Consider the following 25,929-nt stretch of genomic DNA (forward strand, 5'->3'; position numbering starts at 1 on the left):
GTAGGCGTTGATCATGAGCCGGTTGGGGGACCAGTGGTGGACGAGGTCGCCGGGGCAGGCTTCGGCGCCGACGAGGAGGCATCGTAGGTGGGGTATGGGGGTGGGGGTGACGGTGGCCAGGAGTGTGGGTGGGATCAGGGTGTGGGTTATTCGGGCGTGGTGCAGGAGGTCGCTGAGGTCGTGTCCGGCGACGATTCCGGGTGGGGCGATGATGAGGGTGGCGCCGTGGGGTAGTGACATGAGGAGTTCCATGACCCAGGCGTCGAAGCTGGGTGTGGAGAGTTGTAGGACGCGGGCGTCTGGTCCGAGGGTGAGTCGGGTGTGGAGGGTGTGGGCCAGTGAGGTGAGTCCGGTGTGGGGGACTCGTACGCCTTTGGGTTGGCCGGTGGATCCGGATGTGAAGATCACGTAGGCGCTGGCGTGTGGTGTGGTGGGGGCGACGACGTCGACGGGTTCGGTCGGTTCGGTGGGGATGTCGTCGGCGGGTATCGCGGTGAGGTTGAGGGTGGTGGCCAGTTGGGTGGTGGTGTGGTCGGTGACGGCGATGTGGACGTCGGCCTGGGTGATCATGGTGTGCAGGCGTGGGGTGGGCAGTGTCGGGTCCAGGGGTGTGAACACGCCGCCGGCTCGGGAGACTGCCAGCACCGCGGTGACGAGGTCGATGCCGCGTGGGAGGAGGAGTCCGACCACTGTTTCGGGGCCGACGCCGGCGGTGGTGAGTCGGGTGCTCAGGGCGCCGGCGCGTTGCCACAGTTGGTGGTAGGACAGGGTCAGGTCGCCGGCGGTGACGGCGGGGGCGTCCGGTTGGGCGGTCACTTGTGCGGCGACCATTTGGGCCAGGGACAGCACGGGTTGGCTGTCGCCGCCGTCGCCCCAGCGCAGCAGGTCGGCACGCTCCGCTGCGGACACCACGTCCCACTGCGAGAGTCGGGCTTCGACACCCCCGGCGGCCAGTCCGGTCAGGACCCGCAGCCACCGATCGACCAGTTCGGTCACGACCGCCCGGTCGAACAGATCCAACGAGAACTCCACCACCCCATCCATCCCGGACGGACGGCCGTCCGGACCGCGGTGCTGGCGGACGATGACGCTGAGGTCGAGGCGCGCGCTGTCGCGGCCGACCGGCAGGACATCCGCGTCGAGGCCGGGCAGGTCGAAGGCGGTCTCGACGATGTCGTCCTCGATCGCGAGCAGGATCTGGACCAGCGGGTGCGCGGCCAGCGAGCGGGTGGGGTTGAGCACCTCGACCAGGTGGTCGAAGGGGACGTCCTGATGGGCGTAGGCGTCGAGGGTGGTGTGCCGCACCCGGCGCAGCAACTCGGCGAACGTCGGATCGCCCGAAGTGTCCACCCGCATCACCAGCGTGTTGACGAAGAAACCGACCAGATCGTCCAGCCGCTCGTCCAACCGACCCGCCACCGGAGAACCGATCGGAATGTCCACCCCCGCACCCAGCCGGCTCAACAACCCACCCAGACCAGCCAGCAACACCATGTACACCGTCGTACCGGTCTCCCGGGCCAGCCGGACGATGCCCGCATGCAGGTCGGCGTCGAACGTGAACCGGTAGGTGTCACCCCGGAAGGAGGCAGCCGCCGGCCGTGGCCGGGCCAGTGGCACCGAGACGATCTCGGGCAGCCCCGCGAGCACCGACCGCCAGTAGCCGGTCTGGCGGGCGAGGCGGCTGTCGGGCTCGTCCGGCGGGCCGAGGTACTCCTCCTGCCAGAGCGTGTAGTCGGCGTACTGCACGGGCAGCGGTGGCCACGCCGGTGTCGTGCCGGCGAGCCGGGCCCGGTAGGCGGTGCCCAGGTCACGCACGAGCGGGCCCATGGAGGCCCCGTCGGCGGCGATGTGGTGCAGAACGATCAGCAGTACCGTCGTCGAGTCGTCCACGGCGTACAGGTGACACCGCACGGGCAGGTCGCGGGTGAGGTCGAACGGCGCTGCCACGGCGCGTCGCAGTGCGGGCCCGAGCTCGTCGGCGGGTACCGGACGTTCGTCCAGCGCGATGTCGAGGCCGCCGGCGTCGAGGACGGCCTGGTGCGGGTCGCCGTCGACCTCCGGATACACGGTACGCAGCGACTCGTGGCGCGTGGCGAGGTCGTTGAGGGCGGCGCGCAACGCGTCCCGGTCGAGCGGTCCGCGCAGCCGCACGGCCAGCGGGACGTGGTAGGTGTCCCGGCTGCCGAGCCGGTCGAGGAACCACAGCCGTCGCTGGGCGGGGGAGAGCGGGACGAGATCCGGTCGACCAGCGGGGCGCAACGCCGGGCGGGCGGCGCGACCGGGTGCCACGTGGGCGAGCACGCCGGTGACGGTGGGCCGGGCGAAGAAGTCGGCCATCTCCAGATCGGTGGCCAGCGTGGACCGGATGCGGCCGATCAGCCGGGTCGCGAGCAGCGAATGGCCGCCGAGGTCGAAGAAGTTGTCCTCGGCGCCGACCGTGCGAACGCCGAGCGCGTCGGCGAACAGCTCCGCCAAAATCTGGGCGTACGGTTCGTGGTGCACGCCCGCGCTGACGCCGGGCGATGCCGGTGACGGCAGCGCGGCGCGGTCCAGCTTGCCGTTGGCGGTCAGCGGCAACGCGTCCACGATCACCAGCGCCGCCGGCACCAGGTGATCAGGCAGCGTCCGGGCCAGGTCGTGGCGCAGGGCGGCCGGGTCGAGTGTGGTGTCCGGGGCGGGGACCACGTAGGCGACGAGACTGATCTCGCCGCCATCGTTCTCCCGAGGCACCACCACGGCCTCGGCGACGTGGGCGCCCCGGGCCAGCACGGCGGCGATCTCGCCCGGCTCGACCCGGAAGCCGCGGACCTTGACCTGGTCGTCGGTGCGGCCGAGGAACTCCAGGGCCTGCCCCGTCCACCGGACCCGGTCACCGGTGCGGTACATGCGCGCGCCGGGCGGCCCGAACGGATCGGCGACGAACCGGGTGGCCGTGAGGTCGAGTCGGCCGAGGTAGCCGCGGGCGACACCGTCGCCGGCGACGTAGAGTTCCCCGGCGGCGCCGGCCGGTACCGGGTGCATGCTGCCGTCGAGTATGTAGGCGGCGAGATGTGGCAGCGGCGTGCCGATCGGGCTGACCGGGCGACCGACATCGTCGGCGGTGACGTCGTAGCGGGTCACGTGGACCGTCGTCTCGGTGATGCCGTACATGTTGACCAGCCGCGGGCGGTCGGCGCCGTGCCGGTCGAACCAGCCGCCGAGGCGGTCCGGGGCGAGGCGTTCGCCGCCGAAGACGATGTAGCGCAGGCTGAGGTCGTCAGGCGCCGTGACGTCGGCGCGGTCGAGCGCGGCGAACGCGGAGGGTGTCTGACTCAGGACGGTGACGCGTTCGCGGGCGAGCAGCCGCCGGAAGGCGTCGGGCGCGCGAGCGACGTCGCGGGGCACGATGACGACGCTGCCGCCGGTGGTGAGCGCGCCCCAGATCTCCCAGACGGAGAAGTCGAACGCGTGGGAGTGGAACATGGTCCAGACGTCGGCCGGACCCACGTCCAAGTCGACGAGCGTGTTCGCGAGCAGCCGTTCGACGTTGCGGTGGGTGACGACGACACCTTTCGGCGCGCCGGTGGAGCCGGAGGTGTGGATGACGTACGCCGCGCTGTCCGGGGTGGGGCCGGCCATTGGCTCGGCGGTCTCGGTCGCGCCGGTGTCGTCGCCCCCGTCGACGTTCAGCACCGCGATGTCGAGTGGCGGCAGCAGGTGCCGTAGCGCGCTCGTGGTCACCACGGCGGCGGGTGTGGTGTCGGCCAGCAGGTAGGCGACGCGGTCGGCGGGGTGGTCCGGATCGATCGGCGCGTAGGCGGCCCCCAGCCGGGTCACGGCCAGCATCGCGGTGACCAGTTCCGCGGAGCGGGGCAACACCAGCGCCACGCGCTGCTCGGGCCGGACGCCGTGCCGGTGCAGCAGCGTGGCCAGGCGTGTCGAGTCCGATTCGAGGTCGCCGTAGCTCAGGGTGCGGGACCCGTCGATGACCGCCGGAGCGCCGGGCGTGGCGACGACCCGCCGGCGAACCAGGTCGACGAGGGTGGTGTCGGCGGTGGCGGATGCGGCTGCGGATGCGGCTGCGACGCCGGCTCCGGCGCCCACGCCCATGCTCAAGCCGCCGACCGGCCGGTCGATCCGGCGGGCGGCGGCGGCCAGCAACGCGAGCAGGCGGGTGGCGTGGCCATCGAGGTCGGACGGGGTGTAGAGCGCGGGATGCCCGTTCAGGTCGACGCGGGGTCCGGCGCCGGCGCGGTCGTAGGCGACCACGGAGAGGTCTTCCAGCAGCGGCGCGGCCGGGTTGTGCATGATCGTGCGGTGCTCGCCGAACCGGAGCTCCTCGAACCGCATGACGTTGACCATCGGGCCGAAGAAGCGCCGCTCGGGCCCGCCCAGTCGCAGTTCGCGGTGCAGGTCCTCGCCGCGGTAACGCTGGTGCGCGAGCGCGGCGCGCAGCTCGCCGTCGACCTGCCCGACGAGGTCGGCCACGGTGGTCGTGGGGCGCACGGTCAGGCGTAGCGGCACGACGTTCGTCGTCATCGCCGGGGTGCGGCCGGCGTGGGGTGCGCTCCGGCCCGCGACGGGCAGACCCAGCACGATGTCGTCGGCGCCGGCCATGCGGTGCAGGTACACGGCTGTGGTGGCGATGAGCAGCCGGGACCAGCGCACGCCGGTACGCCGTTCGGCCGCCAGCAGTTCGTCGACGGTGTCGGCGGGCAGTTCGTGACGACTGCGGACGAAGGTGGAGCTGATCGACGTGTCCACCGGGTTGAGGCTGATGCGTTCGGGCCGGTCGGCGAACCGCTCGTGCCAGAAGGCACGGTCGGCGGCGCGGGTTCCCGAGCTGTGGTAGGCGGCTTCTTCGTCGACGAGCGCCGCCAGCGAGCCGAACGGGGTCGGCGGTGGGGTCCGGCCCGAGACGAGTGCCGTGTAGAGGGCCGCGACGCGGCGGGTGATCAGGCTCGCGCCGTAGGCGTCGACCGCGATGTGGTGGTAGCGCTGGTACCAGAAGACCCGATTCGGCCCAGCGGTGAACACGACGTGGGCGAATGGCGCGTCCGTGGTGAGATCGACCGGCCGGGCGAGGTCGGCGCGGGCGTACGCGTCGACGGCCACGATCGCGTCCTGACCGGTGTCGAGATCGATGACGCGGGGCGCGACGGGCGCCGGTGGGTGCAGCACCTGCACCGGCCCGTCGGCCGAGCGGGCGAATCGCACGTGCAGCGCCTCTGCCTCGGCCACCGCCAGGGTGATGGCCCGTACCAGCGCCCCCACGTCGACCGCCCCGTGGATCTCGAGGTAGTTGCCCCAGAGATAGAGCGACGCGTCCGGGTCCATCTCCTGCCCGAGCCAGACGCCGGTCTGGGCCGCCAGCAACGGGTACCGCGTGGGTGACGCTGCGGACACGGCACTCCCCTCGTCGAGTCTTACCCGCACACCGATCGGCGGCGCGATCGGCGTTGCTGTGGTTGCCGCACAAAACAGACGCAGGTCCCTTGCCCCGCGGTGCACTTAATTCGAAGTGCATAAATGTTTGGTCAGGCTTTCATGATGCCCGGAACGCTGTCAACACTTCGGTTCGCTTCGATGTAAGGGTCTTAGTGATCGTTTTTATCCGTGCGGAGCGGGGTGGCCGCCGGTGCGGAAGGTGAACGATGTGAGTCGATGCGAGTGGCTGTCGGCAGTGGTTAAGGTGAGGTGGTGGACGACACCTACCGATCGCCGTGGCAGGTCGACGACGTCGCCGAGCTGGCCAGCCTGAGCCGCCGCTTCTTCACCACCGAGGCCGCGCCGCGGCGCGCCGAGTGGGCGGCGCAGCGGCACGTCGACCGGGTCTTCTGGCGCCAGGCGGCAAAACTCGGCCTGCTGTGCGCCGGCGTGCCGGCCGAGTACGGCGGCGGTGGCGGCGACGCCCGCCACGATCTCGTCGTCATCGCCGAGCAGGCGCGCGCGGGGGAGTTCGGCTTCGGGAACGCGGTGCACAGCGGTGTCGTGGCCCGGTATCTGGTCACCTACGGCACCGACGGGCAGAAGCGCCGATGGTTGCCGCCGATGGCGAGCGGTGACGTGATCGCCGGGATCGCGCTGACCGAGCCGGAGGCGGGATCGGATCTGAAGGCGATCCGCACGCGCGCCGAGCGCGACGGCGACGGCTGGCGGGTGAGCGGCGCCAAGACGTTCGTCACCAACGGCGGCTCGGCCGACCTGCTCGTGGTGGCGGCGAAGACGAACGCGTCCGCCGGGGCGCGGGGCATATCGCTGTTCCTGGTTCCGGTGGGAGATCAGCCCGGGGTGGTACGTGGCCGGGTGCTCGACAAGATCGGCCAGGAGTCGGCCGACACGTCGGACATCACCCTCGACGACGTCCGGCTGCCCGCGGAGGCGTTGCTGGGCCGGGAGAACGCCGGCTACGCGATGCTGCTCGACCAGTTGTCGTGGGAGCGCCTGCTGGTCGGTGTGATGGCCGCCGCCGTGACCGAGCGCGCGGTCGAGCTGACGGTGGCCTACGCCCACCAGCGCATGGTGTACGACGACGAGCTGTTCGCCCTGCAGCACGTGCGCATGGAACTGGCCGAGTGCGCGACGTTGGCGCAGGTCGGCCGGGTCTTCGTCGATCACTGCGTCACCCGGCACCTGGACGGCACGCTCGACGCGCGCACCGCGTCGATGGCGAAGTTCTGGCTCTCCGACGTGCAGTGCCAGGTGCTCGACCGGTGCCTGCAACTGCACGGCGCCAACGGCTACACCCGCGACTACCCGATCGGCCAGCTCTACGTCGACGCCCGCGCGCAGCGCATCTACGGCGGAGCCAACGAGGTGATGAAGGAACTCATCGCCGGCACCCTGTGAACCTCGCGCGAGGCTACGCGTTGGCAGGCTCGCCGAGAGCGACGTGGTCGCGTTCGGCGGCTTCGAGTTCCGGATAGACCGGGCAGCCGTAGAGCGGCTCGTACGGCGCGAAGCTCCGGTACTCCTCGATCGTCCGCAGGTGTCGGGCCAGCGGGTTCTTCTGGCTCCAGAAGTCACCGCCGAGCAGCCGCGCGATCCAGATCGGCGCCACCCGCGCGCCGGTGCTCTTGAGAAACCGGCCGAGCCGGAAGTCGTGCTCGTAGAACGCGTAGATCAGCCGGAAGTACGTGTCGTAACCGGTCTTGTAGAACCGCGAGTAGAGCTCGGTCGCCGCCGTCTCGTCCTGCGCGCCGTCGAGGATCGCCACCGTCGTCTCACCGGCCCGGATGCCCGAGGTGAGCGCCAGGTAGACCCCGGCGGAGAAGATCGGATCAACGAAACAGCCCGCGTCGCCGGCCATCAGGTAACCCGGACCGGCGACCTGGTCGGAGAAGTAGGTGAAGTCGCTCTCCACCCGCGTCTCGCTGTGCTCGGTGAGATCCGCGATCCGCTGGTGCACCCGCGGTATCCGCCGGGTGAACTCGTCGAACACCCGATCGGCGCCCATCCGTTGCAGGATCTCGGGTCGGGTGACCGCGCCGACGCTGATCCGCTCGGGCCGGATCGGGATCGCCCACACCCAGCCGTCGGCGTGGCTGCCGATCTGGATGTCGCCCGCCACGCCGGGATTGGTGGCCTCCCGCACCCCGTCGTAGTGGCGGAACGCGGCGACCATGCGCAGCCGGTCCGGGGTGCGACGGCTGCGCAGCACGCCGGTGCTGATCACGCCGGCCCGGCCGCTGGCATCGATGATGCGGCGCGCGGACAGGTGACGCGTCACGCCGTCCTGGGTGTAGGTCACGCCGGTGAGGCGCTCGCCCGCGCGCTCGAACCTGGTGACCCGCGCGCCGAGACGCACGTCGGCGCCGGCCTTGGCGGCGTGCCGCAACAGCATGTCGTCGAAGGCGGACCGCTCGACCTGGTAGGTGGTCAGCTCGCGCCCCGCGCCCTGGTCGGTGAAATCCACCCGGGTGTAGCCGCCGTCGACGTCGCAGAACTCGGCCCCCGTCTTCACCGGAAAGTCGGTCGCGTCGACCTCCTCACGCACGCCCAGGCGGTCCAGCAGCGCGGCGGTGTAGGTCAGCATCGACTCTCCGATGTGAAAACGGGGGAACTGCGCGCGCTCCAGCAGAACTGTCGAGTGCCCGCTCGCCGCGACGAGCTGCGCGGCCGAGGAGCCGGCCGGGCCGCCTCCGATCACGATGGCGTCGACTTCTTCCCGGATTGTCTCGGACACGATGTCCACTCCCCACATAGATCGACACCCGTCGCTACCACTATTGCATCGACCGGGGTCCACGAAAAGGGTTTGCATGCTTGTGGTCCGCGACTGCGGTCGCCTGATGTGATCGTCCGGGGTTTGCCGCTGCGGTCGTCCGCGTGAAACGATAACGATCGATCAGCTGACCGATTGTCGCGTGGCCGTGCACCGTGTCCGGAGGTTTACCGTGTCCGCATCCTCGTCGGCTCCCGCCAGCGATCTCTTCCGGGCCGCGCGCGACCTGTTGCAGAGACACCGCGACGACTACGCCGCCGCCACCGCCGCCTTCAGTTGGCCGAGGCTGCCGTCGTTCAACTGGGCGCTCGACTGGTTCGACCACCTGGCGGAGCGACCGGATCGCCGCGACCGACCGGCGTTGCAGCTGTGGGAGACCAGCACCGGCAGCCCGCGGTGCGAGACCACGCTGACGTACGCGCAGCTCTCCGCCCGCTCCAGTCAGCTGGCCAACTGGCTCCTCGGGCACGGGGTGGCCCGTGGTGATGCCGTGCTGGTGATGCTCGACAACCGGGTGGCGCTGTGGGAGACCATCCTGGCCGTGATGAAGCTCGGCGCCGTGATCGTGCCGGCCAGCCCGATGACCGGCGTCGACGGGATCGCCGACCGGATGCTCCGCGGCGGTGTCAGGCATGTGATCGCGACGGTGGCGAGCGCGCCGGTGTTCGACGCGGCCGGGCGCGGCGACGTCACGTTCATCGCCAGCAGGGACGAGCCCGGTCAGCCGGTGCCCCCCGGGTGGCTCGACCTCGAGGACGCCGCCACGGCGGCCACGACGTTCACCCCGTCCGGTCCGACCCGTGCCCAGGACCCGCTCATGCTGTACTTCACCTCCGGCACCACCTCGCACGCCAAGCTGGTCAGTCACACCCACTCGTCACTGCCGGTCGGACAACTGTCGACGATGTACTGGATCGGGCTGCGGCGCGACGACCGGCACCTGGCGGTGGCGTCACCGGGCTGGGCCAAGCACGTGTGCAGCAACCTGTTCGCGCCGTGGTCGGCCGAGGCGTGCGTGGTGGCGCTGCGCGCCGGCAGGTTCGACCCGGACGTGACCCTCGAGACGCTACGCCGGGGCGAGGTCACCACGTTCTGCGCGCCGCCGACGGTGTGGCGGCAGCTCCTGCCGCGCACGACCACCCGCACCCGGCTGCGGCTGGACGCCGCGACGTCGGCCGGTGAACCCCTCGACGCGGCGCTGCTCGACGGCGTGCGTGCCGAGTTCGGCGTCACTGTCCGCGACGGCTACGGCCAGACCGAGATTCCGGGCCTGATCGCGAACTCGCCCGGCGTCGCCGTACGGCCCGGGTCGATGGGCCGGCCGCTACCGGGGTTGCCGCTGGTGTTGCGGGACAGCCGCGGCGCGCTCGCCGAGGAGGGCGAGATCTGCCTGGATCTCGCGTCGGACCCGATCGGCCTGATGGCGGGATACCTCGGCGACCCGGCCGCTACCGCCCGGGTCATTCGGGACGGCTTCTACCACACCGGCGACATCGCGCGCCTCGACGGCGACGGGCACTTCGGCTACGTCGGCCGGGCGGACGACCTGTTCAAGTCGTCCGGTTACCGCATCTCACCCTTCGAACTGGAGCGGGCGCTGCGCGAGCACGACACCGTGACCGACGTCGTCGTGGTGCCGGCGGCCGACCCGGTCCGGTTCACCGTCCCGAAGGCGTTCGTCGAGCTGGCACCCGGTATCCCGCAGGACACCGACGCCGCCGGCGAGCTGTTCCGGTTCATCGCGACCCGGCTCTCGCCGTACCAGCGGGTGCGGCGGCTGGAGTTCGTGCAGCTTCCGCGCACCAGCACGGGCAAGGTGCAGCGCGGTGAGGTGCAGGCGTGGCAGCGGCAGGGCGGCGAGCGCGTCGAGTTCCGCGAGGACGAGTTCACCGGCCTGCCGCGCTGGGGCGCCGCGACCCGCTGAGTCAGCTCGCCGCCGGTCGCCCGGCGCGGCGGGTCCGGATCGGGAGGTGGCTGATGCCCGCCACGAAGTTGGACTTCAGGTGGCGCACCGGCCCGGCCGGCTCGATGTCGTCGACCAGCGCCACGAACTCGGTGAGCAGCATCCGCAGTGCGATGCGGGCCAGCGAGGCGCCGACGCAGAAGTGCGGGCCGTACCCGAAGGCGAGATGACGCTCGGTCCGGCGGCCGATGTCGAAGCGGTACGGGTTGGCGAAGACCGCCTCGTCGCGGTTGGCCGAGCCGAGCCACACCGCGACCGCGGTGCCACGCCGGATCCGCTGATCCGCGATCGTCACATCCGTGCGGGCGTACCGCATGAAGTGGTTGGCCGGCGACGACCACCGTAGGCCCTCCTCGACCGCGGGCGCGATCAGACCGGGGTCGGCCTTGAGACGCCGGAACTCGTCGGGGTGCTCGAGGAACGCGCAGACCAGTGCCGTGAGCACGTGCGGCGTCGTGACATTGGCGCCGAGCAGCAGGCTGTAGCAGTTGTAGACGATCGCGTCGTGCCGCAGCGGCCCGCCGTCCGGCCGCATCTGCGTCAGGAAGCCGATCAGGTCGTCGGACGGCTCGGCGAGGCGACGGGTGACCTCGCTGGAGAAATAGTCGAAGAGCTCGTGGTGGACGCCGACGAGCGTGATGTGGCTGTCCCCCTCCTGGAACTCGGTGTCGTCGGGCGCGATCGCCATCGTCGTCGCGCGCGTCAACCGGGGCCAGTCGGCCTCCGGGATGCCCATCAACGCGCCGGTGAACGACATCGGGAAACCAGCCGCCGCGACCGCCAGGTCCCACACGTCCCCGTCGCGGGCGGGTTCCAGAGCTTGGCGCACCGCGCGCGTCAGCAGGTGCCGGCGCTGGTTCAGCCGGTGCGGGGACAGCTCCCGGGCCAGCGGCTCGCGCATCGACGTGTGCCGCGGCGGATCGGTCGCGGCCATCATCTGGCCACCGGCCGGGTCACCGCGGCTCAGCGCGTTGAGCAACGTGCCGCGTTGCGACGTGAACTCGGTGTGGTCGGCCAGCACCCGACAGGCGTCGGCGTGCCGCGTCACCGACCAGAACTCGCGGCCGTCCGCCAGCCGCTGGTGGTGCGCGGGCGCATGCCGGCGCAGCGCGTGCCAGATCGGGTGCGGGTCACCCGTGGCGTACAGCTCGGGGTCGAACAGGTCGACCCGGCTCAGGTCGACCTCGGCGTCCGCGGTGGGCACGGTTATCCGCATGCCAGTTCCTCAGCTCCCGGTGCCCAGATGCGCGTCGACGATCCGGGCCAGCTCCGCCACCGTCGAGTTCTCGTAGAACGTCCTGGCCGGCAGGGAGAGGCCGAAGTTCGCCTCAAGTTCGCCGGTGATCCGCATGCCCGCCAGTGAGTAGCCGCCGAGCTCGAAGAAGTCGTCGTGCACGCCGACGGTGAGCAGGCCCAGCACATCGGCCCAGACCGTGGCGACGGCCTGCTCCGTCGGGGTGCCCGGCGGCTGGAACTCGGCGTTGACCTCGGGCCGGTCCCGGCCGGCCCAGGCGGCCAGGGCCGCTCGGTCCACCTTGCTCTGGGGCGTCAGCGGCAGGTCCTCCACGACGGTGATCGCGGCCGGCACCGCGTATCGGGGCAGCGACGCGGCCAGGTGGCGGCGGATCGACAGCGTCGACAGCGGAGGTTCCGCGGGATCACCTGCCACGAAGGCGACCAGGCGCTGGCTGCCGTCCGGGGCGCCCTGTGCCACCACGGCCGCGGACCGCACCGGCGGACAGCGGCGCAGCGCCGCCTCCACCTCGCCCGGTTCGACGCGGTAGCCGCTGATCTTCACCTGGTCGTCCACGCGGCCGAGGAAGTCCACCGCTCCGTCCGGGCGGCGGCGCACCAGGTCGCCGGTGCGGTACATGCGGGCGCCGGCCACGAACGGGTTGGCCACGAAACGCTCCGCGGTGCGGGCCGGCTGCGCGTGGTAGCCACGCGCCAGCCCGCTTCCGTCGACGTACAGCTCACCGGTCTCGCCGTCGGGCACCGGGCGCAGCCTGGCGTCGAGGATGTGCCCGCCGCTGCCCGGCACCGGCCGGCCGATGGGAACCGCCGGTCCGTCGACCGGCGTGCGTACCGGGTGACACAGGCTGAACGTGGTGTTCTCCGTCGGCCCGTAACCGTTCACCACGCGCAACCCCGGCACGGCCGCCAGCACGCGGTTGACCGCCGCCGGGTCGATCACGTCACCGCCGACGAGGAGCGTGCGAACCCCGCCGAACGCGTCGAGCGGCCCGGCGGCCATGTGGTGGAACAGACCCGCGGTCAGCCACAGCACGGTGACCCGCTCGTGGGCGATGACGTCGAGCAGGTCGCGCGGCTCGACGGCGTCATGTGGCCGCACGGCCACCCGCGCGCCGTGGCACAGCGGCGTCCACAGCTCGAACGTGGACGCGTCGAACGCGACGGGCGCCGCGTGCAGCACCGTGTCCGCCGGGGTCACCTCGACGTAGTCCGGTGCGGCGACGAGCCTGGTGACGGCGCGGTGGGGTATCCGGACGCCCTTGGGACGGCCGGTCGAACCGGAGGTGTACGCGACGTAGGCGGTGCTGTCCGGATGCGGCCGTCGGGGCGTGGGGGCATCGGGGCCGTCGCCGTCGACGGAGAGGGCGGTACGGCCGTCCACCGCGCTGTCGTCCTCGGCGGTCACCACGATCCGCACGCCGGCGTCGTCGAGCAGCGCACGCCGGTAGTCCGGTGGCTGCGACGGGTTGACGCCGAGGTAGGCGGCGCCGGCCTTGAGGACGCCGAGCAGCGCGACCGGAAGCCGCACCGACGCCGGCACGTCGACCCCCACCGGGGTGTCCGGCCGGACGCCCGCCGCGATCAGGCGATGGCCGAGGCGGTTCGCGGCGGCGTCGAGGTCCCGATAGGTCAGCCGCTCGTCGCGCCAGCTCACCGCGACCGCGTCCGGGCGGGTGGCGACCTGCTCGGCGATCATGTCGAGGACGGTGCCGGCGGACTCAGGTGTCGGCATCGCTGGCCGTCCTTTCGAGGTCGCGCATGATCTCGCCGCGCAGTGCCGGCGGTGCGGCCAGGAACGCGTGATGGTCGCCTCGCAGCGTCACGAAACGCACGTCCCCGGAGTAGGCGCGCCAGCCGACCATCTGCTCGGGCCGGATCTCCCGGTCGTCGGTCCAGCCGATCACGGTGATGGCCGTCGCCAGCCGGACCGGTTCCGGGAAGACGTACCGGCGGTTGGCCGCCAGGTCGGCTCGCAGCACGCCCAGCCCGACCTCGATGGCGTCGGGCTGCGGCCGGCCGCCCATCGCCCGGATCAACCCGGCCAGTTCGACGCCCAGGGCTTCGTCGTCCATGTCGAGGAACCGACCGTACGGGCCGTCGTGGGGCGCCACCTCCGACGACACGAAAAGCCGGTCCGGTACCGGAAGGCCGAGCCGCTGCAGATGCAGCGCGGTGGCGAACCCCGCCAGAGCCGAACTGCAGTGCCCGAAGAACGCGAACGGCCGGTCCAGCAGCGGCCGGATGTCGTCCACCAGGGCGGCGGCGTAGTCCTCGTACCGGCCGTAGTGCGGCTCGCGGAACCGGTTCTCGCGCCCCGGCGGCTGCACCAGGCACACCTCGGCCGGGCCGAGCCGGGCCGGCCAGCGCGCGTACATGGACGCGCCGACTCCGGAGTACGGCAGCAGGAACAGGCGGTACGTGCTGTCGTCCGTGGGCTTGCGCAGCAGCCATGGTCGGCGGGTGGCCGTGACGTCCATGCGGGCGGCTCCGGTCAGGTGTCGGTTTCGGCCATCGCCTCGACCAGGCTGCGTGGCCGCATGTCGGTCCAGTGCTCCTCGACGTAGGTCAGGCAGCCCTCGCGGGTGTCCTCACCGTGCACCACCCGCCATCCGGCGGGCACGTCGGCGAACGTCGGCCACAGTGAGTGCTGGTCCTCGTCGTTGACGAGCACGACGAAGCGGCCGTCGGGATCTTCGAAGGGGTTGGTCATTCTCGGCTCCTTGACGTGGTGTGCGGATCGGCGCTGAGCGCCCGGGCCAGCGCCGGCCCGAATGCGGCGACCGCGTCCGGTTCGAGCAGCCGTGGATGGGTGGAGGCGACCTCGACCGTGCGGACCGCCCCGTTGACGTAGGGCTGCCAGCTTGCCGGGTCGGGCCAGTCGTCCACCGGGTTGGCGGTCGTGACGACCAGCAACACGTCGCCGTCGAAGCGTTGCGGTCGGTAGCCGAACTGGAGGCGGATGTTGTTCTCGAACGTGCCGAGCACCGCCTCGATACCGGCCTCGTCCACCCCGGACAACGCGCCACCGGAGGCATGGAGCCGGCGTACCGTGGCGGCCACCGTGATCTCCTCGAGGTCACCGGGATCGGCGCCGACGAACATGAGGAAGCCGGCCAGGATCTCCTCGCGGGAGGGTATGGCCGGTGGCGTCGAGAACGCGCTCTGCGGGTAGGTGTCGAGGATCGCCAGCAGCTCGACGGTGTCGCCGGCCGCCTGCAGGGTGGTCGCGAGCGCGTGCGCGGCGATGCCACCGAACGACCAGCCGAGCAGGTGGTAGGGGCCGTCGGGCTGCACCGCGCGGATCTCGGCCAGCCACCTGTCGACAAGCGCCGGCATGTCGGCCGGAGCCGGGTCGCCGTGCAGACCGGGTGACTGCAACGCGTACAGCGGCCGGTCCGGTTCGAGGAACCGGGCGAGTCTGGCGTACGACCAGCCGACACCGGCGCCCGGCGGCAGGCAGTACAGCGGTGGGAGCGTGCCGCTGGGCCGCAGCGGCAGCAGTGTCGCGAACGAGTCGAGGTGACCGTCGCCGTCGTCGAGCCGCCGGGCCAGGTCGGCCACGGTCGGCGTCTCGAACAGGTGCAGCAGGCTGAGCCGCGTGCCGAGCGTCTCCTCGATCCGCCGCAGCAACGTCGGGGCCAGCAGCGAGTGCCCGCCCGCGGCGAAGAAGTCGTCGTTCGGGCCGATGTGCGGCCGGTCGAGCACCTCGGCGAACAGCGCGCACAGCAGCTCCTCGCGGGGAGTGCCGGCGGTACCCCCGACCCCGGTCACGGGCGCCGGCGCGGGCTCGTCGGCGGGGACGACAGTGATGTCGGCGGGCACCAGGTGGGCGGGCAGCCGGGTCCGCAGTCGATCGCCCAGCGCCGCCACGTCCAGCGTCGCGCCCGGATCGGCCACCAGATAGGCCGACAGCCCCTGCGTGGCTCTGCCGTCGCCGTGCAGGGCGAGATCCACGTCGCGGACACCGGCCTCGCCGCGCAACGCGGCGCGCACCTGACCGAGATCCAGCGGTGTGACGGCCCCGGCCGCCACCACACGGGCCCCGTCGCACCGCGACAGGGACCGCTCCGGATCCGCCAAGGCGGCGGTGAGCAGTTGGCGCCAGCGGCCGACCAGGGCCTCGACGGTGGCGCGGTCGAACATGTCGGTCCGGAACTCGGCGATGCCGTCCAACCCGAGCAGCGCGCCGTCGGCCGCCTTGCGCTCGATGAGCTGGAAGGACAGGTCGAACTTGGCGCTGGCCGTCGGGACCGGCTCCGCGCCCACCGTGACACCGGGCAGACCGAAGCCGGTGAACGGCACGTTCTGCAACGCGAGCAGAACCTGGAACAGCGGCTGGTGGGCCAGGGACCGGGTCGGGTTGAGGGCCTCCACCAGGTGTTCGAACGGCACGTCCTGGTGACCGTACGCGGCGAGCGCCGTCGACCGGGCCCGCTCGACGAGGCCGGCGAAGCTCGGATCGTCGCTGGTGTCCACGCGCAGGACGAGTGTGTTGACGAAGAACCCCACCAGGTCGTCGAGGGCTTCGTCGAGGCGCCCGGCGACCGGTGTGCCGATGGGGATGTCGTCACCGGCGCCCAGCCGGGAGAGCAGCCCGGCAAGGCTGGCCAGCAGCACCATGAACGTCGTGGCGTCGACGCTGCGGGCGGTGGCCACGAGCGCGCCGTGCAGGTCGGCGTCGAAGGTGAAGGTGACGACCCCACCGCGATAGGAGGCGACCGGTGGCCGTGCCCGGTCGGCCGGCAGCACGAGTTGTTCAGGCAGGCCACGCAGGGTTTCCCGCCAGAAGGCCACCTGGTCCGCGTAGAGGCTGTGGGGGTCGTCCTCGGCCCCGAGCAGTTCCTGCTGCCACAGCGTGTAGTCGATGTACTGGACCGGCAGTGGCGACCAGGCCGGTGGCCGCCCGTCGCTGCGGGCGGTGTAGGCGGTGAGCAGGTCGCGGGTCAGCGGCGCCATGGACCAGCCGTCGCCCGCGATGTGGTGTATCAGCACCAGCAGGACCGAAGTCCGGGCGTCGACGGTGAACAGCCACGCCCGTACCGGCAGCTCAGCGGCCAGGTCGAAGCGGTAGGCAGCGGCCACGGCCAGCGCCTCCGCCAGGCCGGCCTCGTCGGCGGGTGTCACGGTCATCGGCACGGCGAGGCCGTCGACCGGCTGGACCTGCTGCACCGGGTGGCCGGCGGTCTCCGGGAAGGTGGTGCGCAGCGACTCGTGCCGGCCGACCACGTCGGTCAGCGCGGCCCGTAGCGCCGGCACGTCGAGTTCGCCGCGCAGCCGCAGCCCGATGGGCACGTTGTAGGCGGCGTCGGCCACGCCGAGACGTTCCACGAACCACAGCCGCCGCTGCGCGTACGACAGCGGCACGACGGCGGGGCGGGGCATCGGCCGGACCGCGGGCCGGGTGGTGGCGACCGCGTCGGTGAGGTGCTCGGCGAGCATGGCCGCGGTCGGGGCCACGAAGATCTGTCCCACCGGTATCTCGACGCCGAGCACGGCCCGGATGCGCGCGGCCAACCGGGTGGCCAGCAACGAGTGCCCACCCAGGGTGAAGAAGTTCTCCTCCGCGCCGACGGTGGGGTGGCCCAGGACCTCGGCGAACAGGTCGCACAGGATCTCCTCCTGCGGCGTGCCGGGCGCGCGGGTGGTGCGTGACGGGGTGGCGGCGGGGGCCGGAAGAGCGGCCCGATCCACCGTCCCGTACGGCGTCCGCGGGAGATCGTCGAGTACGACGGTGGCCGACGGCAGCAGATGGGCGGGCACGTGCCGCCGTAGTGCGGCGGCGTCGACGTGATGTCCGGCGTGCCCGGCGACGTAGGCGACGAACCGCGGCGGCGTCTCCTCGCCGGAGCGGACGACGACGCCGCGCCGGACCGCCGGGTAGTCCGCGACGGCCGCCTCGACACGGCAGGGGAGCAGACCCGGTTCGAGGCCGTCGACCTGTTCGGTCGGGCCGTAGAGGTCGAGCTGCCCGTCCGGGCGCAACCGGCCACGGTCACCGGTCGCGGCCAGGCCGGTGCCGTCGTGCACGTGGATGTCGCCGGCGACGCCCGGCGGCACGGGCCGCCGCCAGGCGTCGAGCAGGTGGAGGCGTTCACCGGCAGCGGGTCGCCCGATCGGCAGCGGATCGATCGCGGCGGTGCCCGCGGCGGGTTCGAGCGGGTCGCTGATCGTGAGCCAGGGGTGCGTGGCGGTGCCGTACACGTTGACGAACCGCCGGCCGACGGCCCAGTCCGTCACCATCGCGGGAGGGCAGTTCTCCCCGGTGACGGCGATGCCGTTGAGGCCGGCGGGCGCCGCGTCCGGGTCGAGGTCGCTGAGGCGGGTCGGGGTGGTGATGAGGTGACTGACGCGTCCGGTGTGCAGCCAGCCGTCGAGATCGGCCGAGTCGGTCGGCACGGGTAGCAGCGACGCACCGGTTTCGGCGGCCAGGAGCGCCAGCGCTCGCGCCACGGCGGGCCCGGCGGTCGCCTCGTGCGCGACGCGGGCATCGGGGCCGATCCCCAGTGCGGCGGCCAGCGCCCGCGCCCGCGCCGTGAGCACGTCGTCCACCTCGACGGTTCGAGCGACGTCCGGGTCGGGCACCGTGGCGTGTTCGGCGGGCGTCAGCAGATCTATCGCGCCCAGCCGGATGCCGGGGTCGGCGACGGCGGCGGCGAGGAGGCGGCGGTAGCGGTCGGCGAGGGCCTCGACGGTGGCCCGGTCGAACAGGTCCGTGTTGAACTCCACCATGCCCGAGATGCCGGCCGGCGCGCCGGTCTCGTCGCGTTCCTCCGCGACGTTGACGAACAGGTCGAACCGGGAGGCGCCGACGCGGGGCCCGTGCGCGCCGGCCGCGAGGTCAGCCGACCTGAACTGCCCGCCCGGTGCGTTCTGCAGGGCGAACATGACCTGGAACAACGGCTGGTGGGCCAGGGACCGGGTCGGGTTGAGCACCTCGACGAGATGCTCGAACGGCACGTCCTGATGGCTGTACGCGGCCAGCGCGGTCGACCGGGCTCGCGTGAGGAGGTCGGCGAAGGTCGGATCACTGCTGGTGTCCATGCGCAGGACCAGAGTGTTGACGAAGAACCCGACCAGTTCGTCAAGCGCCTCGTCCAGCCGGCCGGCCACCGGGGTGCCGATGGGCACGTCGCAGCCTCCGCCCAGCCGCGACAGCAGCCCGGCCAGTCCCGCCAGCAGCGCCATGAACATGGTGGCGCCGTGACCACGGGCGGTGGCGGCGAGCGCGGCGTGCAGGTCGGCGTCGAGCGTGAAGGCGACCACGTCACCGTGGTACGCGGCGACCGGTGGCCGCGGTCGGTCGGCCGGCAGCACGAGCTGTTCCGGTAGGCCCCGGAGCGCGTCCTGCCAGTAGCTCACCTGCTGCGTGTAGACGCTGTCGGGATCACCCTCGGCGCCCAGCAGTTCGTGCTGCCACATCGTGTAGTCGGCGTACTGCACGGGCAGCGGTGTCCAGGCCGGCGGTTGCCCGTGGGCGCGGGCGGCGTAGGCCGTGTGCAGGTCGCGGGTCAGGGGCGCCATGGACCAGCCGTCACCCGCGATGTGGTGCATCAGGATCAGCAGTACCGAGGAGTGCTCGTCGACGGTGAACAGCCACGCCCGCACGGGTGGCTCGGCGGCCAGGTCGAACCGGTGACCGGCGGCCTCGACGAGCGCGGCCGCCAGGCCGGCGGCGGTCACCCCGACGGTCTCGACGTGCGCCACCACCTCGCCGATCGGGAGCACCCGCTGCGACGGTACGCCGTCGGTGTCCGTGATGACGGTACGAAGCGACTCGTGGCGTTCGAGCACGTCACGGTAGGCGGCCCGCAGGGCGGCCTCGTCCACGGCCCCGTCGAGGCGGATCGGCACCGGCACGTTGTAGGTGGGACTGGGACCTTCGAGGCGGTGCAGGAACCACAACCGGCGCTGCGCGAAGGACAGCGGCACCACGTCCGGCCGGGCGATCGGCACCACGGCCGGGCGCAGCGAGCGGTGCGGGTCCAGCGCCGTCGCCAGCCCGGCCACCGTGGGCGCGTCGAAGAGCCTGCGCACCTCCAGTTCGACTCCCAGCGTGGAGCGCACGCGACTGACCAACCGGGTGGCCAGAAGCGAGTGGCCGCCCAGATCGAAGAAGCTGTCGTGGACGCCCACCGCCGAGACGCCCAGCACCTCCGCGAACAGGCCGCACAGCACTTCCTCCTGCGGTGTGCGGGCCGCCGCCACCGCGCTTGTGGCACCGGATTCGGGTACCGGCAACGCCGAGCGGTCGAGCTTGCCGTTCGGGGTCGTCGGCAAGGATTCCAGCAGCATCACGACCGGCACCATGAACTCCGGCAGCCGGTCCCTGATCCAGTCACGCAGGCGGGATTCGACGAGCCCGGCGTGGGGCGCGGGCACGACGTAGGCGACGATCTGGGTGACGCCCGGCCGGTCGTGCGCGACGACGGCGACCTGGTTGACGTCGGGGTGCTCGGTGACGACGGCCTCGACCTCGGACAGCTCGACGCGATGACCGCGGATCTTCACCTGGTGGTCGACGCGGCCCAGGTACTCCAGCGTGCCGTCGCGCCGCCACCGCACCAGGTCCCCGGTGCGGTACATGCGGCCACCGGCCGCGCCGAACGGGTCGGCGACGAAGCGTTCGGCGGTCAGCCCGCGGCGTCGCAGGTACCCGCGAGCGGCGCCACGACCGGCGATGTACAGCTCACCGGTGGTCCCCGGCGGCACCGGGTTCAGCCACGGGTCCAGCACGTACACCTGCTGGTTCGCGATGGGCCGGCCGATCGGGGCCGCGGGTGGCCAGTCGTCCACGCCCGGCGGCAGTTCGCACGCGGTGACGACGTGCGCCTCGATCGGGCCGTAGTGGTTGTGCAGGCGGCGTTGCGGACCGCGGCGCATGAAGTCACGGATCTGCCTGCTGAGCAGCAGCGCCTCCCCGGACTGCGACACCTCGCGCAGCGCCGGCAGATCCGTGTCGTGCTCGTTCGCCGCCTCGCAGACCGCCTCGATGACCAGCGTCGGGCTGTAGAACTCCCGGATGCGCTGCCGCGCCAGCCATTCGGCCAGCGCACCCGCGTCCCGGCGGATGGTCTCGGCCGGCAACACGAGCGTCTTGCCGGTGGTGAGCGCCGAGAAGACCTCCTGCGTGGCCACGTCGAACGTGACGGTGGTGAACTGGGCCACCCGGGCGTCGGGGTCGGCGCCGATGTGCGCGTCGTGCCAGCGCAGCATGTTGGCGATGACGGTCGTCGGCATGACGACGCCCTTGGGCCGGCCGGTGGTGCCGGAGGTGTAGAGCACGAAGACCGGGTTGAGTGGATGCGGCCGGCCGGTGCGCTCGGCATCGGCCAGGTCTCCGGCGGGGACGGTGCGCAGCCGGTCGCGTACCTCGTCGGCGTCCACCACGATCACCGGCGCGACGTCGTGGTCCACGCCGCCCGCCAGCGCGGTGACGGTGAGCACGGCGGCGACCTGCCCGTCGTCGAACATGAAGTCGACGCGTTCGGCCGGGAAGCCGGGGTCCGCCGGCAGGTAGGCCGCGCCGGTCTTGTTCACCGCGAGCAGCGCCACGATCAGGTCGACCGACCGCGGCATCAACAGCCCGACGAGGCGTTCCGGGCCGGCGCCGTGTGCGACGAGCAGGCGGGCCAGCCGGTTGGCGCGCGCGTTGAGGTCGGCGTAGGTCACCCGCTCGCCGTCGGACTCGACCGCGATCCGCTCCGGCGCCCGCGTCACCTGCGCCTCCACCCGCTGGTACAGCAACTCGGCAGGCACCGGCCGTATCGTGTCGTTCCACGCGGCGAGATCCGCCCGCTCGGTCGGTTCGAGGAGGTCGAGCGCGCCGAGCCGACGGTCGGGATCGGCAACCGCCGCGGCCAGCAACCGGATCCAACGCCGCGCGAGTACGCCCACCGTGGCCCGGTCGAACAGGTCGCTGCGGTACTCGATGATGCCGTCCATGCCGGTCGGCCGCCCGGTGGCGTCGTGGCGCTCGACCACGTTCCAGAACAGCTCGAAGCGGGACGTCGCGGTGCCGACGGGCTGGAACGTGACCTGCGCGCCGGGCAGCTCGAAGCCGGCCTCCGGCGCGTTCTGCAGGGCGAGCATGACCTGGAACAGCGGGTGGTGGGCCAGCGACCGGACCGGGTTGATCACCTCGACCAGACGCTCGAACGGCACGTCCTGATGGGCGTACGCGGCCAGCGCCGTGCCGCGGACGCGTTCGAGCAGGTCCGCGAACGACGGGTCCCCGCTCAGGTCGACCCGCATGACGAGCGTGTTGACGAAGAAGCCGACCAGGTCGTCGAGCGCCTCGTCGAGCCGCCCGGCGACGGGGGTGCCGATCGGCACGTCCCGGCCCGCACCCAGCCGCGAGAGCAGCCCGGCCAGGCCGGCCACCAGCACCATGAACACGGTCGCGCCGGACGACCGGGCCACCTCGACGATCCGCTCGTGCAGCCGCGCGTCGACACTGAAGTCGAGCAGGTCGCCCTCGTAGGACGAGAGCGCCGAGACGGGCCGGTCGGTGGGCAGCGCGATGCGGTCGGGCAGGCCGGCCAGCGCCCGCTGCCAGTAGTCGGTCTGCTGGGCGGCCAGGCTGTCCGGGTCGTTCTCGGCGCCGAGCAGCTCCTGCTGCCAGAGCGCGTAGTCGGCGTACTGCACCGGAAGGGGCCGCCAGCCGGGCGCACGCCCCTGCGTCCGGCTGGCGTACGCGGTGAACAGGTCGCGGGCCAGCGGCGCCATCGACCAGCCGTCGGCGGCGATGTGGTGCACGTTGAGGAGCAGCACGTGGTCATCCGGCGCGAGCACCAGCAGGTCGCCCCGCACGGGTGGCTCCGAGGCGAGCTGGAACGAGTAGCGGGCCGCCCTCTGCAACACCGCTTCCAGCGTCTCCGACGTCACCGGCGTGACGGTGAGGTCCACCCCGGCTCGGTCCGGCGGCCGGACCAACTGGGACGGCGTACCGTCGACCTCCGGGTAGAGCGTGCGCAGGCTCTCGTGGCGGGCGACCACGTCGGTCAACGCGGCCCGCAGCGCGGCGCGGTCGAACGTGCCGGTGATCCGCAGCGGCAAGAGGATGTTGTAGGTGGGGCTGGGGCCTTCGAGGCGGTGCAGGAACCACAGCCGGCGCTGCGCGAACGACAGCGGCACCACGCGTGGCCGGGCCCGCGGTGTCAGGGCCGGGCGCAACAGTCGGTTGGCGTCCAGCCGCGACGCCAACCCCGCTACCGTTGGCGCCTCGAACAGCGTCCGCACCTCCAGCTCCACACCGAGGGTGGAGCGCGCCCGGCTCACCAGGCGGGTCGCCAGCAGCGAGTGCCCGCCCAGGTCGAAGAAGTTGTCCCGGGTGCCCACCGAGGACAACCCGAGCACCTCCGCGAACAGGCCGCACAACACCTCCTCCTGGGGTGTGCGCGCTTCGGCGCCGCCGGTGACACCGAATTCGGGTGCCGGTAGCGCCGCCCGGTCGAGCTTGCCGTTCGGGGTCAGCGGCAACGACTCCACCACCATCACGACCGGCACCATGAAGTCCGGCAACCGCTGGCGGAGATGCTGGCGCAGCGCGCCGACGAGCAGGCGGCCGGGATCACCCCCGAGCGGGCGGTTGGTGAACGCGGTGGCCGCGTGCCGGCCACCGGGCGCGGCCGGCGCGACGGCCACCGCCATGCCGGTGCCGGGCGGACTGTCTGCCGTCGTGCCGGCGGCGATGTCGAGGTCGAACCGGTCGACGTCCTCCGCCGACCATCGGGCGGCCGCCACGCGCCCGGCCCGGTGCACGGCGTCGAGCGCGTCCTGCGGGTCCACGCCGCCCGCGTCGTACGCGGCGGCCACCGCGTCGACCCAGACCCGTCCGGCGTCCACGACACGCGCCACGGCGGCGTCGGCGGCGACGCGCGCGTTGGGGATACCCGTGACGCGTACCGCTTCGCCGACGCCGGCCAGCCGCTCCACCAGGGCCGCCACCGACGAGACGTCGATGTCCCACCGCCAGGTGGTCTCGGCCGGTGCCGCCGGATCCGGCCCGCCGGCGCGGTAGAGCACGGCGTCATAGCGGTAGCGGTTCAGCTCGGTGTCGTGGCGTCCCCGCTTGAGCCGCACGTCGACCGCGCCCAGCAGGGGGAACGCGGCTGCGGCGTCGGTGAACATCCGTGGGTCGACAAGCAGTTCCCGTTCGAGGTCGATGTCGTGGTCGAGTCGCTGCCGGACCTGGTCGACGTCGGCGAACGCCGGGGTGTCGACCAGCCGGACACCGGCGTGGAAGCAGCGCACCAGCGCGAGGTTGCGCAGATCGCCCAGGAACACCGCACCGCCCGGCCGGACCGACCGGAGCGCGATGGTGACCACGTCGACCAGGTAGTCGGCGCTCGGGAAGTACTGGACGACGGAGTTCACCACCACGGCGTCGAAGTGAGCCTCCGGCAGGCCGGTCGGATCGTCGGCGGCCTGCTCGCGTACCCGCACCCGGCCCGCCAGCGTCGGATCGGCGGCTGTCCGGGTCCGCAACGCGGTGACGGCCGGACCCGAGAAGTCGGTCGCCACGTACTCCTCGGTGTGCGGCGCCAGCGGCCCCAGCAGCAGGCCGCTGCCGGCTCCGATCTCGAGCACGCGGCGGGGTCGCAGCGCACGGATCCGCGTGACGGTCTCGTCGCGCCACTCCCGCATCGCTTCCAGCGGGATCGGCGCGTCGTCGTAACTGCTGTTCCAGCCGCTGAAGTCGTCGTCGAGCGGCGCCGGCACGGTGGACCGACCGGAGTAGAGATCGTCGTAGACGTCGCGCCACTCGCCGACCAGTTCCGCCGCGACCTCCTGGGTGCCGGCGGCGTCGGTGGCCGGCACCACGTACCCGACGAGGCGCTGGTCGCCGGGTTGGACCTCGTGTACGGTCACCGCGGCCTGTGCGACGCCGGGGTGGGTGGCCAGCACCGCCTCGACCTCGCCGAGCTCGATGCGGAAGCCGCGCACCTTCACCTGCCCGTCGGCGCGGCCGACGAAATCGAGCACGCCGTCGGGCCGCCATCGGACGATGTCGCCGGTGCGATACATCCGGCCGCCGCCCGGATGGTACGGGTCGGCCACGAACCGCTCCGCCGTGAACGCCGGTCTGTTCAGGTAACCGAGCGCCACCCCGGCGCCGGCGATGTAGAGCTCGCCGTCGACTCCGGGTGGCACCGGCCGCAGCGCCGGGTCGAGCACGTAGACGCGGGCGCCGTTGACCGGCCGCCCGATCGGCGGCACCCCCATCTCCGGGTCGACGAAGCAGGTGGTCGCGTGCACCGTCGTCTCGGTCGGCCCGTAGATGTTGAGGATGCGGCAGTCCGGCCGGGTCTCGTGGAGGTCCCGGACGGTCTGGGCGGGCAGCGCCTCGCCCCCGAGAACGACGGTGTGCAGGGCCAGTGACGCCCACAGCTCGGCGGCGACGGTGCGGGTGGCCAACAGCTCGGCGAAGGCCGACGGCGTCTGGCTGAGCACGGTCACGCCCTCGGCGGCGAGCAGTCGTAGGAAGTCCAGCGGAGAGCGGGTGTCCGAACGGCTGGCGACCACCAGCCGGCCGCCGTGCGACAGCGGTCCCCACATCTCCCACACGGAGAAGTCGAACGAGTACGACTGGAACAGCGTCCACACCTGGTCGTCACCGAGACCGGACCACGGTGCGTCGGTGGCGAACAGCCGGATGACGTTGCGGTGCGCGACGGCGACGCCCTTGGGGCGGCCGGTCGACCCGGAGGTGTAGATGACGTAGGCGGTGTGCTCGGGGGTGAGGCTGCCGCCGGTCTCGTCGACGCTCAGCGTGTCGGCGGGAAGCTCGGCCAGACGGGCCACCGTCTCCGGGTGGTCGAGCTCGATGACCGTCGCGGTGGCGGGCAGGCCCACACCGCTCGCCCCGGTTGTCACCACACACGCCGGCCGCGCGTCGGAGACGAAGAACGTCAGGCGATCCGGTGGGTAGTCCGGGTCGAGCGGGAGGTACGCGGCGCCGGTCTTGAGCACCGCGATGACGGCGACGACCAGGTCCACCGAGCGCGGCAGCGCCAGGGCGACGATGCGGCCGGGCGCCGCGCCTCGCTCGACAAGCAGGCGGGCGAGCCGGTTGGCGCGCTCGTCGAGCCGGCCGTAGGTCAGGCGGTCGTGGCCAGCCGCCACGGCTTCCGCGCCGGGCGTACGGATCACCTGTGCCTCGAACATCTGCGGCAACGTCGCGCTGGTCCGCCCCGAGTGCCGGGCACGCTCCGTCGCAGTGTCCGTCATAGCGCTCCTCAAGCTCGCCGATCACGTCGGCAGCGGTGCCGCTCGAATCCCCCTGCGGTGGTCGAAAATTGTCCCGGCGAGCAGCCTCCTGGAATGCCTCGAAGCTAGAGCGCCCATCGATGGCAGTCAAGGCTTGACCTCGTCCGACGCCTCTGGTAGCGATATAGAAGTCAATAAATGCTTTGATCATCATCGACTGTTCGCGAAACGATCAGTGCACCTCGGCGCTTGACATCGCCACGCACCGGGCCGGGGCGGTCATGCAGGGGGAGGCTTC

9 protein-coding genes are annotated in these 25,929 nt (G+C 72.2%); 2 read left to right on the top strand and 7 right to left on the bottom strand.

All coding sequences use genetic code 11. The features are described from left to right. A partial coding sequence (locus tag AB0B02_RS26180) for an amino acid adenylation domain-containing protein (RefSeq protein WP_357304503.1) occupies window positions 1–5,388 on the bottom strand: 5,388 nt, incomplete at its 3' end. 294 nt (window positions 5,389–5,682) lie between these two features. On the opposite strand from AB0B02_RS26180, the gene AB0B02_RS26185 reads away from it, so the two are divergent. Further along, complete coding sequence (locus tag AB0B02_RS26185; protein WP_281939061.1) at window positions 5,683–6,831, top strand: acyl-CoA dehydrogenase family protein; 1,149 nt, start codon at window positions 5,683–5,685, stop codon at window positions 6,829–6,831. A gap of 13 nt (window positions 6,832–6,844) precedes the next feature. Here the strand turns inward: AB0B02_RS26185 and AB0B02_RS26190 are convergent, their stop codons facing one another. Then, window positions 6,845–8,167, bottom strand: a complete 1,323-nt coding sequence (locus AB0B02_RS26190) for an NAD(P)/FAD-dependent oxidoreductase (RefSeq protein ID WP_281939063.1) — start codon at window positions 8,165–8,167, stop codon at window positions 6,845–6,847. A gap of 211 nt (window positions 8,168–8,378) precedes the next feature. On the opposite strand from AB0B02_RS26190, the gene AB0B02_RS26195 reads away from it, so the two are divergent. Further along, the gene (locus tag AB0B02_RS26195) at window positions 8,379–10,130 is read left to right on the top strand and encodes an AMP-binding protein (RefSeq protein ID WP_281939065.1); all 1,752 of its coding nucleotides are present in this window, start codon (window positions 8,379–8,381) and stop codon (window positions 10,128–10,130) included. A gap of 1 nt (window position 10,131) precedes the next feature. On the opposite strand, the gene AB0B02_RS26200 is transcribed toward AB0B02_RS26195, so the two are convergent. Genes AB0B02_RS26200 through AB0B02_RS26220 form a run of 5 tightly spaced genes read right to left on the bottom strand, consistent with a single transcriptional unit; the run spans window position 10,132 to window position 25,652 of the window. After that, entirely contained in the window at window positions 10,132–11,385 is a 1,254-nt protein-coding gene (locus AB0B02_RS26200; protein ID WP_281939067.1) for a cytochrome P450, read from the bottom strand. Between the two features lie 9 nt (window positions 11,386–11,394). Next, window positions 11,395–13,155 (bottom strand): non-ribosomal peptide synthetase, encoded by a 1,761-nt coding sequence (locus AB0B02_RS26205; protein WP_357304509.1) that lies wholly within the window; start codon window positions 13,153–13,155, stop codon window positions 11,395–11,397. After that, window positions 13,142–13,900 carry a thioesterase domain-containing protein gene (locus AB0B02_RS26210; protein WP_357304512.1) on the bottom strand — a complete coding sequence of 253 codons (759 nt, stop codon included), beginning with the start codon at window positions 13,898–13,900 and terminating at the stop codon, window positions 13,142–13,144. Before AB0B02_RS26210 ends, AB0B02_RS26205 begins: the two co-directional genes overlap by 14 nt. A 14-nt stretch (window positions 13,901–13,914) precedes the next feature. Next, window positions 13,915–14,133, bottom strand: a complete 219-nt coding sequence (locus AB0B02_RS26215) for an MbtH family protein (protein WP_281939074.1) — start codon at window positions 14,131–14,133, stop codon at window positions 13,915–13,917. Further along, entirely contained in the window at window positions 14,130–25,652 is an 11,523-nt protein-coding gene (locus tag AB0B02_RS26220; protein WP_357304515.1) for an amino acid adenylation domain-containing protein, read from the bottom strand. The genes AB0B02_RS26215 and AB0B02_RS26220 overlap by 4 nt, the downstream gene beginning before the upstream one ends. Window positions 25,653–25,929 lie beyond the last annotated feature (277 nt).

The sequence above is a fragment of the Micromonospora sp. NPDC049240 genome, from assembly GCF_040647835.1.
Classification (GTDB): Bacteria; Actinomycetota; Actinomycetes; order Mycobacteriales; family Micromonosporaceae; genus Micromonospora.

What these genes read in the sequence shown, in the direction of transcription:
- AB0B02_RS26200 (WP_281939067.1), bottom strand. Translation starts at nt 11,385, where the DNA reads ATGCGGATAACCGTGCCCACCGCGGACGCCGAGGTCGACCTGAGCCGG.
- AB0B02_RS26205 (WP_357304509.1), bottom strand. Translation starts at nt 13,155, where the DNA reads ATGCCGACACCTGAGTCCGCCGGCACCGTCCTCGACATGATCGCCGAG.
- AB0B02_RS26210 (WP_357304512.1), bottom strand. Translation starts at nt 13,900, where the DNA reads ATGGACGTCACGGCCACCCGCCGACCATGGCTGCTGCGCAAGCCCACG.
- AB0B02_RS26215 (WP_281939074.1), bottom strand. Translation starts at nt 14,133, where the DNA reads ATGACCAACCCCTTCGAAGATCCCGACGGCCGCTTCGTCGTGCTCGTC.
- AB0B02_RS26220 (WP_357304515.1), bottom strand. Translation starts at nt 25,652, where the DNA reads ATGACGGACACTGCGACGGAGCGTGCCCGGCACTCGGGGCGGACCAGC.